At 55.3% G+C, this 13,194-nt stretch carries 15 protein-coding genes; 9 read left to right on the forward strand and 6 right to left on the reverse strand.

The window, feature by feature from the left end:
• Position 1: 1 nt before the first annotated feature.
• From CU041_RS18085 to CU041_RS18105, 5 genes are all read left to right on the forward strand, one after another.
• The gene (locus CU041_RS18085) at positions 2–1,321 is read left to right on the forward strand and encodes a replication-associated recombination protein A (RefSeq protein WP_101247953.1); all 1,320 of its coding nucleotides are present in this window, start codon (positions 2–4) and stop codon (positions 1,319–1,321) included.
• A gap of 112 nt (positions 1,322–1,433) precedes the next feature.
• Positions 1,434–2,039 carry an FMN-dependent NADH-azoreductase gene (locus CU041_RS18090; RefSeq protein ID WP_101247954.1) on the forward strand — a complete coding sequence of 202 codons (606 nt, stop codon included), beginning with the start codon at positions 1,434–1,436 and terminating at the stop codon, positions 2,037–2,039.
• Between the two features lie 225 nt (positions 2,040–2,264).
• Complete coding sequence (locus CU041_RS18095; protein ID WP_101247955.1) at positions 2,265–2,774, forward strand: DUF1499 domain-containing protein; 510 nt, start codon at positions 2,265–2,267, stop codon at positions 2,772–2,774.
• Positions 2,775–2,941: 167 nt separating this feature from the next.
• Positions 2,942–3,334 carry a fluoride efflux transporter CrcB gene (crcB, locus tag CU041_RS18100; protein WP_068518249.1) on the forward strand — a complete coding sequence of 131 codons (393 nt, stop codon included), beginning with the start codon at positions 2,942–2,944 and terminating at the stop codon, positions 3,332–3,334.
• Entirely contained in the window at positions 3,331–4,431 is a 1,101-nt protein-coding gene (locus CU041_RS18105) for an RluA family pseudouridine synthase (RefSeq protein ID WP_101247956.1), read from the forward strand. Before crcB ends, CU041_RS18105 begins: the two co-directional genes overlap by 4 nt.
• Positions 4,432–4,552: 121 nt before the next feature.
• Here the strand turns inward: CU041_RS18105 and CU041_RS18110 are convergent, their stop codons facing one another.
• Positions 4,553–4,813 (reverse strand): hypothetical protein, encoded by a 261-nt coding sequence (locus tag CU041_RS18110; protein ID WP_101247957.1) that lies wholly within the window; start codon positions 4,811–4,813, stop codon positions 4,553–4,555.
• 203 nt (positions 4,814–5,016) lie between these two features.
• Here CU041_RS18110 and CU041_RS18115 point away from each other — a divergent pair, with 203 nt between their 5' ends.
• Positions 5,017–5,715: an HAD-IA family hydrolase gene (locus tag CU041_RS18115; protein WP_101247958.1), complete on the forward strand. Its 699-nt coding sequence runs from the start codon at positions 5,017–5,019 to the stop codon at positions 5,713–5,715.
• On the forward strand, positions 5,702–6,178 hold the full coding sequence (locus CU041_RS18120; RefSeq protein ID WP_068518245.1) for an SRPBCC family protein: 477 nt from the start codon (positions 5,702–5,704) through the stop codon (positions 6,176–6,178). The genes CU041_RS18115 and CU041_RS18120 overlap by 14 nt, the downstream gene beginning before the upstream one ends.
• Positions 6,179–6,279: 101 nt before the next feature.
• Here CU041_RS18120 and CU041_RS18125 read toward each other — a convergent pair whose 3' ends face one another.
• Positions 6,280–6,894 carry an HAD family hydrolase gene (locus CU041_RS18125; RefSeq protein WP_068518244.1) on the reverse strand — a complete coding sequence of 205 codons (615 nt, stop codon included), beginning with the start codon at positions 6,892–6,894 and terminating at the stop codon, positions 6,280–6,282.
• Positions 6,895–7,180: 286 nt separating this feature from the next.
• Here CU041_RS18125 and CU041_RS18130 point away from each other — a divergent pair, with 286 nt between their 5' ends.
• Positions 7,181–8,005 carry a dienelactone hydrolase family protein gene (locus tag CU041_RS18130; RefSeq protein WP_101247959.1) on the forward strand — a complete coding sequence of 275 codons (825 nt, stop codon included), beginning with the start codon at positions 7,181–7,183 and terminating at the stop codon, positions 8,003–8,005.
• 71 nt (positions 8,006–8,076) lie between these two features.
• Here CU041_RS18130 and CU041_RS18135 read toward each other — a convergent pair whose 3' ends face one another.
• The 3 genes from CU041_RS18135 to CU041_RS18145 form a co-directional block, all read right to left on the reverse strand.
• Entirely contained in the window at positions 8,077–8,847 is a 771-nt protein-coding gene (locus CU041_RS18135) for an ABC transporter permease (RefSeq protein WP_068518242.1), read from the reverse strand.
• 18 nt (positions 8,848–8,865) lie between these two features.
• Positions 8,866–9,651: an ABC transporter ATP-binding protein gene (locus CU041_RS18140; protein WP_101248061.1), complete on the reverse strand. Its 786-nt coding sequence runs from the start codon at positions 9,649–9,651 to the stop codon at positions 8,866–8,868.
• Between the two features lie 102 nt (positions 9,652–9,753).
• Positions 9,754–10,776 carry an ABC transporter substrate-binding protein gene (locus CU041_RS18145; protein WP_101247960.1) on the reverse strand — a complete coding sequence of 341 codons (1,023 nt, stop codon included), beginning with the start codon at positions 10,774–10,776 and terminating at the stop codon, positions 9,754–9,756.
• A 282-nt stretch (positions 10,777–11,058) separates the two neighbouring features.
• Here CU041_RS18145 and CU041_RS18150 point away from each other — a divergent pair, with 282 nt between their 5' ends.
• Positions 11,059–11,778: an ATP12 family chaperone protein gene (locus tag CU041_RS18150; RefSeq protein ID WP_233433169.1), complete on the forward strand. Its 720-nt coding sequence runs from the start codon at positions 11,059–11,061 to the stop codon at positions 11,776–11,778.
• Between the two features lie 160 nt (positions 11,779–11,938).
• Here the strand turns inward: CU041_RS18150 and CU041_RS18155 are convergent, their stop codons facing one another.
• Positions 11,939–12,910 carry an ABC transporter ATP-binding protein gene (locus CU041_RS18155; protein WP_101248062.1) on the reverse strand — a complete coding sequence of 324 codons (972 nt, stop codon included), beginning with the start codon at positions 12,908–12,910 and terminating at the stop codon, positions 11,939–11,941.
• Between the last annotated feature and the right edge of the window lie 284 nt (positions 12,911–13,194).

Consider the following 13,194-nt stretch of genomic DNA (forward strand, 5'->3'; position numbering starts at 1 on the left):
CATGCCATCCCTGTTTGAAAGTCAGGTAACCCGGCCCTTGGCCGACAGACTGCGCCCCGCCAAGCTTGACGAGGTGGTCGGGCAGGGGCATCTGTTTGGCGATGACGGTCCGATCACGCGCATGATCAAAACCGGGCGGGTGCCCTCGGTCATTCTGTGGGGGCCGCCCGGCTGCGGCAAAACGACATTGGCGCGTCTGATGGCCGATGTTGCCGACATGGCGTTTGAACCGCTTTCGGCGATCTTTTCGGGGGTGTCGGACCTGCGCAAGGTGTTCGAACGCGCCCGCGGCCGCCGGTCAACCGGTGGTGCAACCCTGTTGTTCATTGATGAAATCCATCGTTTCAACAAGGCCCAGCAGGACAGTTTCCTGCCCTATGTCGAAGATGGCACCATCACCCTGATCGGTGCGACGACCGAAAATCCGTCATTCGAGCTGAATGCCGCCCTGTTGTCGCGCTGTCAGGTGCTTGTCCTTAAGCGTCTGGATGATCAGGGGCTTGAAGAACTTCTGGTGCGGTCCGAAAAGGAAATGGGTTTTGATCTTCCGGTAACGCCCGAGGCCCGCGAAACCTTGCGCGCCATGGCCGACGGGGACGGGCGCTATTTGCTGAACCTTGCCGAAGAACTGTTTTCCATGCCGCCCAGTGACACCAGCGATGATGGCCCGCTGGGTGTGGCCGAACTGGCCCGCACCGTGCAAAAGCGCATGCCGATCTATGACAAGGGCGATGACAGTCATTACAACCTGATCAGTGCATTGCATAAATCCATTCGCGGTTCGGACCCGGATGCGGCCCTTTACTGGTTCAATCGCATGCTGGCCGGGGGTGAAGACCCGAAATTCGTTGCCCGTCGTCTGACCCGCATGGCGGTCGAGGATATCGGCCTTGCCGACCCGCAGGCCCAGCAATTCTGCATCGGTGCCTGGGAATCCTATGAACGGCTCGGCAGCCCGGAAGGCGAGCTAGCCCTGGCGCAGGCGGTGATTTATCTGGCACTGGCGCCGAAATCGAATGCCGGATATTCGGCCTATAAGAAATCGCTCAAGATTGCGCGTGAAACAGGGTCTCTGATGCCGCCGGCCCATATCTTGAATGCGCCGACCAAACTGATGAAAGATATCGGTTACGGGACCGGATATGCCTATGACCATGATCAGGAAGACGGCTTTTCCGGGCAGAACTATTTCCCCGAAGGCATGCGCCGGCAGAATTTCTATGAGCCGGTCGAACGCGGTTTTGAACGCGATCTGAAAAAACGGGTCGAGTATTTCGATCGATTGCGTCAGGAACGGCAACAAAAGCGGGACAAGAACTGATGCTGCATGGCGTCATTTTGGAAACAATCTGGTGACCAGTATCGGGATAAACACCGAACAGGGAACAGGTTAGGTTCAGGTCAACAAATGAACACGCTTTTGGAGACCTCAAATGACCAATATTCTGCACGTGAATGCATCTGTGAATGGTGAGAATTCCAACTCCCGCCAGATCGCATCCAAACTGATCGCGCGCATTGTCGCTGCTGATCCGTCCGCCAAAGTCGTTGAGCGTGATGCCAATGACACGGAAATCACTGCACTGACCGGTGAAACCGTTGGCGCTTTCTACACCCCCGAAGAGTCCCGTTCCGACGCACAGAAGGACGTGATTGCCGTTTCCGACAAAATGGTTGCCGAAGTTCAGGCCGCCGACGTTATCGTCATCGGCGCGCCGATGTATAACTTCAGCGTGCCTTCGACCCTTAAGGCCTGGGTTGACCTGATTGCACGTGTTGGCGTGACCTTCCAATACACCGAAAACGGCCCGGTTGGCCTGCTGAGCGGCAAGAAAGCCTATCTGGTGGTTGCCACCGGCGGCGTGCCGGTCAACAGCCCGGCTGACTTCGCAACCCCGTATCTCAAGCAGGTTCTTGCTTTTGTCGGTATCTCCGATGTTGAAGTGATCGACGCGTCGGGCTTTGCAGTAAATGCCGAAGAAGCCATGGAACGTGCGATTGCCAATGTCGAAGCAGTGGCCTTGCCTTCAGTTGCCTGATGTCAACGCACTGATCTGACGATCCATGCCAACCCGGTGATCGGCGAAAGCAACTTCCCCCCCCGTTCGCTGATTGCCGTGTTTGCATCCTGTGATGCCCGACTGTTCCCCAGTCGGGCATTTTGATTCCGGATCAATCCGTATTATTGTGGTGCCGTGTCCGCGTGTGTTGTCTGCCGCCAACAGCACGTTAACAGACAGGTGGTGCCATTGAGACGACTGGTTATGTTTGCTGTTTGGGGTTTGATCGTCCTTGCCGGGATATTTGTGGTTATCCGCTTTACCGGCCTGATTGACCATATGTTGCCGGCTGGTGATCCGCCCAACTTCACCTTTGCACCGGAAACACCGGTGCCACAGGCCCGCAATTTCTTTATTGCCTGTCCGCCCGGACGATCCCCGCGCACCGACCGCGCGATGCCAAGCCCGTCATTTGATGCGACGGCTGCCACATTGGCCGATGTGATGATCGAAACCGCACCGGCACATGGCATGCAATTGATGAGCGGCGTTCCCGGGGGCAAACCGGGCCGGCTTTACTTCCTTGCCAGAACACCGGTCTTTCATTTCCCGGACTGGGTCGAAGTCGAATTCATCCTGCCCGAACAGGGCGGCGATATCACATTCTGTCTGTTCGCCCAGTCGGTGTACGGACTTGATGATATCCAGCAAAACGAAAAACGCACCCGCGCCTGGTTGGCGGATATTGTCGGAAGGATGGGGCCGTCCGGGTGATGCCTGATTTGTTCTGATTCTGAAAGATTGAAAATACGCGCGCTCTGGGGTCTGATGACCTTTCAGGGCGTGCTTCGTTACGGTGTGAAAAAGGGTTCAGATATTGCCATGGCCCCATGCCGTTTTCACACGTGACTTTTGATGTTTGAAAGAATAGGTTCCGCGCCATGCAATTTTCACCGTTGTTAATCGCTTCCATTGCCTTTGGGGGTGCTGTTGGTGCGGTCGCACGTCACAGTGTGTCTGTCATGATGGGCTCGATGCTGGGCAATGGATTTCCCTGGGGGACGCTTACGGTCAATATCGTGGGGTCTTTCCTGATGGGGGCGCTGATCGAACTTTCGGCCCTGAAACTTTCGATGGGACCGGAAATGCGCGCGCTTCTTGTGACCGGTTTTCTGGGGGCGTTTACAACCTTTTCGACTTTTTCGCTGGATGTCGCGACCCTATATGAACGAAACAATCTTGGCCTGTCGGCCTTGTATGTCATTGTTTCGGTTGTGGTCGGTATTTCGGCATTGTTCGGCGCGATGGCGCTGGTAAGGGGTATTCTGCAATGAGTGGTGTCACTCTGCGCAAGGTCAAAGCTGACGAAGCCGATATCCGGCTTGATCGTTGGTTCAAGCGCAACTGCCCGGAATTCACATTCGGGCAGGTTCAAAAGTTTCTGCGTGGTGGCCAGATCCGTGTGGATGGCAAACGTGCCAAGGCCAACCAGCGGGTTGAGCCGGGACAGGAAATCCGCATCCCGCCGGTGCCGGTAATGTCAGGTGGCGGTTCGGAACCATGGGCCCAAGAAGGTGCCTATAACCCCGCCGAAGTCCAGCAGCGCAAACAGGCCGGTCCGTCAAAATCCGATGCCAGCGAGGCAGAGCTTCAGGCCCTGCGCGATTCCGTCATTTTCTATGACGAAATGGTGCTGGCGATCAATAAACCCGCAGGTCTGGCGGTGCAGGGCGGGACCAATACCAGTCTGCATGTTGACGGGATGCTCGATGCCCTGAAACTCGATAGCAAGGAACGCCCGAAACTGGTGCATCGTCTTGACAAGGACACCAGCGGTGTTTTGCTGCTGGCCCGTTCGGCGTCTGCGGCCCATGCCCTGACCAAGGCGTTCAAGGACAAATCCACCCGCAAACTTTACTGGGCGATTGTCACCGGCGCACCGGCGGAACGCGAAGGCCTGATTGACGCACCGCTTGCCAAGCTGGCCGGCAAGGGCGGGGAAAAGATGGTCATTGACGAAAAGCTCGGCAAATCGGCGCAAAGCGTGTTCCGGCAGCTTCATCGCGCCGGGCGCAAGGCCGCCTGGCTTGCGCTGTCGCCGCTGACCGGTCGTACCCATCAGCTGCGCGTTCATTGCGAGGCAATCGAATGCCCGATCCTGGGGGATGGCAAATATGGCGGGGCCAAAGCATTCATCGATAGTCTGTCCAACCAGATGCATCTGCATGCGCGCGCGATTGATTTCCCGCATCCTGTGACCGGTCATCGCGTGGTGATCGAGGCACCGGTGCCGCCGCATTTTGCCGAAACGCTGAAAAAGCTGAATTTTGATCCGAAAACGCCGACCAAATTCCTGACTCCGGAAATTCACCGTGAAAAGGAAGAAAAGCCGAAACCCAAGGCCAAACCGTCGCGTTCGCGCAAGAAATAACGCCCGATCAAATGACCCGATAACGCGAAAAGCCGACGCAATGCGTCGGCTTTTTCGTCCCTGTCTGAAGTCAAAACCAAAAGGCGTTGAATGACATTCGAGCTTATTATCAAGCGGTATGTTAGTTTTTGCCGAAACGTTTTATGAAGGCATCATACACCCGGTTCAGATGCTGGGCATGAACCGTATTTCCCATGCATTCGCACATTTCAGCCTGACCTTTGATCATGAACGCAATGCGCTTGCGGCCTTGCGTCGTGTGAACCATGCTCTCGCCTTCCTCGAGTGCGGTCACAATCGGGATTTGCTCACACTCGGCAATCGCGAGAATTTCTTCCTCCTTAAGGTCGCTGAAATCTATACAGTCCCGTAGCGTGAGCATCGCCTGCCTCCGCTGTCATAAAGGTCAGAACCACAGTATAGCGCGCCTTTTGGGTGATCAGAAGAAGTTCAAATTTCACCATTGGTTTCCGGTGCTTCGGGCAAAGCAAAAAATGGTTCTTGGTTGCAGATGTCAGGGACTCGATCTTTGATCGGCTTTGGATTAGGTTCTGCCTTTCCGTTAGACAGGATGAAAGACCCCACATGACCACAGATCCGCTCAGACTTGTCGTATTTGATTGTGACGGCACGCTAGTCGACAGCCAGCATGCGATCGCCCATTGCATGGACCATGCCTTTGCGCAAAACGGGCTGGATTGCCCGGGGCTTGAAAATACCCGCACGATCATCGGTCTGAGTCTGCCCGAAGCCATCACCAAGCTGGCCGCCCCCAACCGTATTGACGATGCCCTGATTGATGCGATCACCGTGGCCTACAAGACGGCATTCTTTACCCTGCGCCAGACCCCTGATTTCCACGAACCGCTGTTTCCCGGTGTGCGCGAAGTTCTGGCCGAGCTTGACCGTCGCCAATGGCTGAGCGGTGTTGCCACCGGCAAGGCCCGCCGTGGTCTCGATGCCGTACTGGCCCGGAATGAACTTGAAGGCCGGTTCGTAACGCTTCAGACCTGTGACAATCACCCGTCAAAGCCCAATCCGGCGATGCTGATGGCTGCCCTTGAGGAAACCGGTGTGGATGCGCCCAATGCGGTCATTGTTGGCGATACCAGCTATGATATCGAAATGGGCCGTGCCGCGGGCATGATCGCCATTGGTGTCGACTGGGGCTATCATGATGTCGATACGCTTCATAAATCCGGCGCACATGCCGTGATCAGCCATTTTGATGATTTGCCTGTGGTTCTTGACAGAATATGGGAAAGTGACCGTGACGCCGCTTAAAAACCCGGATCTGGCACCGATCCGTTTTGAATTGACGATGGCAATCGATCCCGAGGATGCCTTTGATGCCTTTACCAAAGGCTTCGGGGACTGGTGGCCGACCGACAGCCATTCCATTTCCAAAAAGGATTGCCTGGCGATTGTCCTTGATCCGGCGGCCGGGGGTGAAATTGTCGAACATGTCAAAGGCAAGGACGACATTCCGTGGGGCCGGATCGATATCTGGCAGCCGGGTGAACGGATTGCCTTTACCTGGCACCCGGGATGGGATGCTGGCGATTTTACCCGGATTGATGTGCGGTTTGGCCTGAATGATTTCGGGCGTTGCGTCATTCGTCTTGAGCACGGGGCATGGGAAAATGTCGGTGATATCGCACCGGCATTGCGGGACGGATATTTGTCGGGCTGGGAATTCGTGTTTGGCGAATGTTTCGCCAATTACCTGCGAACAGCGCGCCGCTAAGCCCGAACTCAGACCATAAATCTCGGGTCTTTGGACTGAAATGCAAAAGGGCACCCTGTGGTGCCCTTTGTCATGTCGATTTGATGTGGGGTGATGTGGGGTTAAAAGACCCGGTCTTCGATCAGTTCACGGTGCAGTTTGACCGGATCGCGGAACCAGTGGGTCATGAAGCCCATTTCGCGGGCCTGCTGGATGTTCTTTTCGCTGTCATCGATAAACAGGGTTTCGCGCGGGTTAAGTTTGAAACGCGCACAGACCAGTTCGAAAATTTGCGGGTCGGGTTTGGCAAGCTTTTCCTGCCCCGATACCAGAATGCCTTCAAAGTGATTTAGGAAATCAAACCGTGCCAGCGCATGTGGCCATGTTTCTGCCGACCAGTTGGTCAGGGCAAACAGGCGGACTTTCTTGCGCGCTTTGAGGTCTTCCAGAATGCCGACTGTGCGTTCGATCGGGCCTTTCATCATTTCGGGCCAGCGTTCGTTCCATGCCGCAATTTCGTCATGATAATGCGGATAGCGATGCTGAAGATCGGGGATCGAATTGGCAAAGCTCAGCGCGCCCTTGTCATGCAAAAAGTTCCAGTGCGGATGGCAGACTTCGGTCAGGAATTTTTCCATTTCCGCGGGGTCGTTGAAAATCTTGCGATACAGGTGACGCGGATCCCAGTCGACAAGAACCCCACCAAGATCAAACAGGACAGTTTCGATATCGCGCATGATGTTTCCCTATGTCTCCCCGGGGCAATGGATTGCGTGTTACGGGTTGGTTAAACCAGTTGGCACGCGCAATCGCAAGCTGCAGTTTCTTGAAAGATTGCAGATGCGCTATGATCTTGCCGGGGAACGGGAACGTAATAAGGGGCATTCCAGATGACCGGTGTGCCAACATGCCCCGCCAGGCGGTTGGTCTTGCCGGTCGATGACATGATTGTCATTTGCCAAAACCCGGTGTGGTTGCAAATGATAAACGTTCTGCAAAACAAGAATCAGAGGAGGCCTGAACATGTGTACGCTTGATGGATGTGGTTCTCACGAACATCTTGGTCCGCCGCCCAAGGCGACCGACGAAGACCGTCGACTGTTTCTCAAAGGTGCTGTTGCCCTGCCGCTTGCTGTAATTCTTGCCGATCCGATGCTTGCCCATGCGGCTGGGTCGACGCTTGAAAAAGTCACGATTACGACCCCCGAAGGCGACGCCATGATGGCCGAAATCGCCATGCCGGCAACGCTTCCGGCACCGACGGTCATTCTGATCCACGAATGGTGGGGGCTGAATGACCAGATCCGCGCGGTTGCCGCGGAATATGCCAAACAGGGCTATATCGCGCTTGCGGTTGATCTGTATGGCGAGCCACCTGCAACCACGCCTGACGGGGCCAAGGCACTGATGGCCGGGCTTGATCCAGTTGCCGCAACCCGCAAGTTGCAGTCATCGGTCGCGTTCCTTCGAAATCACAAGGACTCAACGGGCAAGGTCGGCTCGGTCGGCTGGTGCTTTGGCGGCGGATGGTCGCTTAATACTGCCCTTGCCACTGATATCGATGCTGCTGTGGTCTATTACGGCAATGTCAAAAAGACCCCGGAACAGGTCGCAACCCTCAATGCGCCGTTGATGGGGCATTTCGGCACCCTTGATAAAAGCATCAACAAGGAAATGGTCGAAGGTTTCGAGGAATCCCTGCGCATTGCCGGCAAGTCGGACTATCAGTTCTACTGGTATGATGCCGATCACGCCTTTGCCAATCCAAGTGGCGGTCGCTATGACAGCGAAGACGCCATGCTGGCCTGGGAACGCACCATGGCGTTCTTTGATCAGCATCTGGGATAGTCCCCGGACGCAATTGTATGATGGAAAAAAGGCCGGGATGACCCGGCCTTTTTATTGGTCTGATGATTGGATCAGGTGGTCTGGTTGCCGCGGTTCGCCCATTTGGTCGAGCGGCGTTCAATGACGTTGAAGATCTCATACATCGCAATGCCCATCACCGCGATCACCAGCAGTCCGGCAAAGACCAGCGGCATGTTGAATTTCGACGATGCTGACAGCATCAGATATCCGACACCGACATTCGATGCCACGGTCTCGGAAATCACCGATCCGACAAAGGCCAGCGTGATCGCAACCTTGAGCGATGCAAAGAAATAGGGCATGGCACGCGGGAAGCCGACCTTGACCAGAATGTCGGTGCGCGTAGCACCAAGAGAGCGCAACACATCGCGCAATTCCGGTTCCAGTGTGGCAAGCCCGGTGGCGACATTGACCACGATCGGAAAGAACGAAATCAGAAACGCGGTGATGATGGCCGGCACGGTGCCGATGCCAAACCACATGACCAGTACCGGTACAAGGGCCACTTTCGGGACCGAGTTGAACCCGACCAGAAGCGGGTTGGCCGCATCATAAATCGCCCGGCTGGACCCCACCAGCGCGCCCAGGATCACCCCGAACACCACGGCAATGGCAAAGCCCGCAAGGGTCGTATAAAGCGTGTGAACCGCATGCATCCAGATCGCTTCATGGAATTGCCAGCCGACAATGATGCTTTCGGACGGGGTTGGCAGGACATAGGGCGGAATATTGAAGATCCGCACGATCAGTTCCCACAGAACAAAAAGACCGATCGCACTAAGCCACGGGGCTGCTTTGGAAAGATTGGGTTTCTTTTTCATGATAATTGCCCGCCCTTCTTAGGATTCTCGCACGTCACGGATGTGACTGCGCAGTTCATGGACAAGGTCGGTGAATGGCTGGGTAAAGGTGGCTTCCTGATCGCGCGGGCGGGGTAGGGGATTTTCACGCTCTACCAGAATTTTGCCAGGCCGCTTGGACATCACATAAATGGTGTCGGCCAAATAAGCCGCTTCGCGCAGGTCATGGGTAACCAGAATGACCGTAAAGGGACGCACCATCCAAAGGTTTTGCAAGATGTCCCAAAGCTCTTCACGGGTAAAGGCATCAAGTGCGCCAAACGGTTCATCAAGCATCAGAAGATCCGGTTCATGGATCAGGGACCGGCACAGTGATGCGCGCTGCTGCATGCCGCCGGACAATTCCCAGGGATATTTGTCTTCGTGGCCCTCAAGGCCGACACTGGCCAGAAGCTTGCGCGCGCGTTCTTCGTATTCGGCCCGGTTTTTGCGCAACCGGTTGCGATGCGGTTTGACGATTTCCATGGGCAGCAACACGTTATCAAGTGTCGTCCGCCATGGCAGAAGGGTCGGGTTCTGGAATGCCATGCCGACAATCTTAAGCGGTCCGGCGACTTCCTTGTTATCGACAATGACGGTCCCCTCGGACGGGGGCATCAGGCCGGATACAAGTTTCAGCAACGAAGATTTGCCGCAGCCCGACGGTCCGACAACAGCAATGAACTCGCCCTTGCCGATCTTCATATTGGTGGTTTCAAGTGCCAGATCATCGCCTTCGCTATAGCGCAGCCTGACGTTGTTGAGTTCGACAAAGCTCTTCGACACTGCAGTTAGTCCCCCTGCCTGGTCTTGGTCGTTCTTTTTTGTGAAATCGGATGTGGTCAAAAGGAAACCGGGGCGGAAAACCGCCCCGGAATGCATTGTGACTTATTTGATTTTGCGGTCTTCGGCACCGGGCATGAAGATATCGGTAAAGACATCGCCAACTGTCGGCTTGTTTTCAAAGCCAAAAGCAAGTGCGACCTGATCAATCGCCTTTGCCATACGGTCGGTTTTGACCAGACCCATGCCGTTTTCAAGCGTATCGGGGGTGACGACGTTTTCATCAATCGCCATCTGAAGACGCTGCAATTCCAAGGCCGGGTCAATCAGCGGATCGACTTCCTTAAGGGCTTCGATCGCCGATGCCGGATCGGCGATTGCCGCACGCCAGCCTTTGACAACACCGCGCAGGAAGCCGCGCAGTTCTTCTGCATGGTTTTCCATCATGTCAGGCGACGCCAAAAGGCCGTTGCCATAAAAGTCCATGCCGAAATCCTTGTACTGGAAAACGGTCAGATCATCCTTGGTCACACCCTGTGCCTGAAGATTGAGGATCGAGGTGAAGTAATGGCCGGAAATGGCATCAACATCACCGCGCACCAGCATCGGTTCACGCAGCGGCGGATCCATGCTTTCCCAGGTCACATCATCAAGTTTAAGCCCGGTTGCCGATGCAAATGCCGGATAAAGCTTGCGCGACGCGTCAAAGACCGGGGCGCCAAGGGTTTTGCCGACCAGGTCTTCGGGTTTGGTGATGCCCGATTTCTTGAGCATGAACAGCGAAAATGGAGGGCGGTCATAGACCATGAAGATCGATTTCATGGCGCGATCGGGGTTCGATGCGTTGAATTCGACCAGCGAGTTGATATCGGCAAGTGATACGTCATAGGCGCCGCTGGCAACGCGGGTAATCGCGCCAACCGAACCGTTGCCGGAGTCAATCGTGACATCCAGGCCTTCTTCGTCAAAATAGCCGTTCTTCTTGGCCAGAAGGTACGGGGCTGCCGGACCTTCGAATTTCCAGTCGAGCGAAAACTTGATCGCCATTTGCGCCATTGCCGAATGCGCGCCCAAAGCAACCGCCGCCCCAAGTGCTGCACCCAAAAGTCGGTTTGTAAAAGTCGTCATTTGTTAAGAAGCCTCCTGTTTCGGGCCGATAATGCCGACCCTGCAACCGAATAATCCCCTGATGACACAGCAATTCACATGCCATGTCGCGAATGCACCCGCTTTGCCGCGGATTTGTAATCTTCACGAAACAGAGTAGAGTTGTTTATTATTTGGTCAATGGGGCAAATTGATCAAAAATTATACAGAATTTCTTGATAATCGCCCAATCAGCGTTCTGTTCACGGCCAATCGCGATTAAAAGGCCTTGCGCAGCGCGCTGCTTTTAGGCATATGGCGATCATGCTTACAAAAACGATCAATCGCTTCTACAAAAAAGCCGAAGCTGTCGCAGATGACAGCGGTTCGGGTTGGCGCGTGCATCTTGACGGCCGCGCAGTGAAATCGCCGGCAAAGGCAGAATTCCTGCTGCCGTCAGAAGTTCTGGCGCGCGAAATTGCCGCGGAATGGGATGCGCAGGGGGAAAAAGTTCAACCCGCGACCATGCCGATCATGCAGCGCGCGGCAACCGCCATCGATCGGGTGGCGCCAAACCGTGCTGCTGTGATTGCCGAACTGACCGGATACGGGCGGTCTGACCTGTTATGTTATCGTGCAACCTTCCCCGAAGATCTGATCGAACGTCAGGCCAAGGCATGGCAGCCGTTGCTTGACTGGGCAAAGGACGGCCTTGGTGTCGCGCTTGCCGTGACCGAAGGCGTGATGCCGATCGGCCAGGATGATGCATCGCTTCTGCGGTTGCAGGATCATGTCGAAAGCTTTGATGACTATCACCTGACCGCATTGCACAGCCTGACCACGGTGTCGGGGTCAGTGATTATCGGTCTTGCCGTGATGAACCGTCAGATCGACGCCCAGCGGGCCTTTGAATGCGCCATGGTTGACGAAGAATACGCGATCGAACAATGGGGCGAAGACGCCGAAGCTGTCGCACGCCGCGACCGTCATCAGGCGGAATTGCTGGCAACCGGTCGTTATCTTGATCTTCTTGCCGGTCGCTAGGCACCGGGCAGTGTCGCCAGCCATCTGATGGCTGGTTTGATATCCCTTGATCTGTAAATGTCGGGTTTCACAGGGTCCGGGTTTCTGTCGGCGGGCCGTGTGTTGGGTGCGTCGTTGTCTGGGTACGCCGTGGTTTGAGTGCCTGAATGTGTGTGGTGTCTTAGTGCATCCAGCGGGCAATCAGCTTGTGCTGAACGGCGGCCTGTGCCGCCACTCGGTAATAGGACAGCAATTCGCGCATTGGCGATGACATCCGGTCAAACCCGGATATGAATGCAACGATAATGCCGACCGACGTCGCGCCTTCAAGCACCAGATAACCCCCGACAAACAGCACGCAAATCGGTGCCAGCGCATTCAGAAAATTGATCAGCGCCTTCATGCCGAATTTCAGAAAGAACAGCCGCATCCGATTGTCAAATATGTCATCAATCCCGCGATTGATGGTTGTCAGCCGGTCACGGTTTTCCGCACCGGGTGACAGTTCGGACAATTCGTCACTGACAGATCGCATCTTGTTGACCCGATCTTCGATCAGGGCGTTGATGCGTTTCTGAATAACCGGCACCAGCGCGACTTGCGGGATCAGGGCGACCAGCCCGATCACGCCAATCACCGGCTCGACACTGATCATATAGCCTAGCCCGAATATCAGCATCCCGCTATTGACGACGGGTTGTGACAGCCCGTCACCGACAAAGCCGCCCAGCTTTTCGATTTCCGATCCGATGATCGAGACTGCGCGTCCGTTACCTTCATCTTCGTCACCGGTCTGATTGTCGGCATGAAGCCGCGACAGATGTTGTCTGTTGTAACGGATGGCACTTTCACTCAGCCAGCCTTCATACATGCGCAGCGCCAGCTTGATCAGGCCATGCACGATGATGATCGCCAGATAGATTGACGCCAGTATGGTCAGAAGTTGGTAATTCTCCTGCGTGATCGCATCATCGACAATCCGCCGTTGCAGCTCGATCGGTGCGATGCCAAGCGCAGCAACACTGACCGCCATCAGGCAAGCCGCCACCTGGTGCCAGCCGCTCATGCGCCAGACATAACGCCACAATGACGGGGCAGGGCGGTCATCGCCGGTACGTTCGGGCGCGCGCGGAGAAAAATGAAATCTGGGCATACAGCTTAACTCATATGTTTGGGCAGAATTTCCGGTGGGCGGCTTGGCTGCAAGAAGCATGTCGCCGCCAACGCCCAAGGGCAAGAACTGTCTGTAATGCCGGGCATATCCGGCCAGTTGCCTAGACTTTAGTCCAGCCCATCCTGATATATCGCAATGACGTTAGGGAAATCAGGCATTTGCGGCTATTTTTGTTGTCGTTCGATCGTGTGAAAAATAATTGGCATTCCAGTACCGAATAATGCTATTTCATTTCACAGGACGCGCACATTGGGCGAAATGTG

The organism is Thalassospira povalilytica, from assembly GCF_002844235.1.
GTDB classification, from domain to species: Bacteria; Pseudomonadota; Alphaproteobacteria; order Rhodospirillales; family Thalassospiraceae; genus Thalassospira; species Thalassospira povalilytica.

Excerpts from the sequence above, each read along its gene's own strand:
- CU041_RS18085 (WP_101247953.1), top strand. The coding sequence starts at position 2 with ATGCCATCCCTGTTTGAAAGTCAGGTAACCCGGCCCTTGGCCGACAGA.
- CU041_RS18090 (WP_101247954.1), top strand. The coding sequence starts at position 1,434 with ATGACCAATATTCTGCACGTGAATGCATCTGTGAATGGTGAGAATTCC.
- CU041_RS18095 (WP_101247955.1), top strand. The coding sequence starts at position 2,265 with ATGTTTGCTGTTTGGGGTTTGATCGTCCTTGCCGGGATATTTGTGGTT.
- crcB (WP_068518249.1), top strand. The coding sequence starts at position 2,942 with ATGCAATTTTCACCGTTGTTAATCGCTTCCATTGCCTTTGGGGGTGCT.
- CU041_RS18105 (WP_101247956.1), top strand. The coding sequence starts at position 3,331 with ATGAGTGGTGTCACTCTGCGCAAGGTCAAAGCTGACGAAGCCGATATC.
- CU041_RS18110 (WP_101247957.1), bottom strand. The coding sequence starts at position 4,813 with ATGCTCACGCTACGGGACTGTATAGATTTCAGCGACCTTAAGGAGGAA.
- CU041_RS18115 (WP_101247958.1), top strand. The coding sequence starts at position 5,017 with ATGACCACAGATCCGCTCAGACTTGTCGTATTTGATTGTGACGGCACG.
- CU041_RS18125 (WP_068518244.1), bottom strand. The coding sequence starts at position 6,894 with ATGCGCGATATCGAAACTGTCCTGTTTGATCTTGGTGGGGTTCTTGTC.
- CU041_RS18130 (WP_101247959.1), top strand. The coding sequence starts at position 7,181 with ATGTGTACGCTTGATGGATGTGGTTCTCACGAACATCTTGGTCCGCCG.
- CU041_RS18135 (WP_068518242.1), bottom strand. The coding sequence starts at position 8,847 with ATGAAAAAGAAACCCAATCTTTCCAAAGCAGCCCCGTGGCTTAGTGCG.
- CU041_RS18145 (WP_101247960.1), bottom strand. The coding sequence starts at position 10,776 with ATGACGACTTTTACAAACCGACTTTTGGGTGCAGCACTTGGGGCGGCG.
- CU041_RS18150 (WP_233433169.1), top strand. The coding sequence starts at position 11,059 with ATGCTTACAAAAACGATCAATCGCTTCTACAAAAAAGCCGAAGCTGTC.
- CU041_RS18155 (WP_101248062.1), bottom strand. The coding sequence starts at position 12,910 with ATGCCCAGATTTCATTTTTCTCCGCGCGCGCCCGAACGTACCGGCGAT.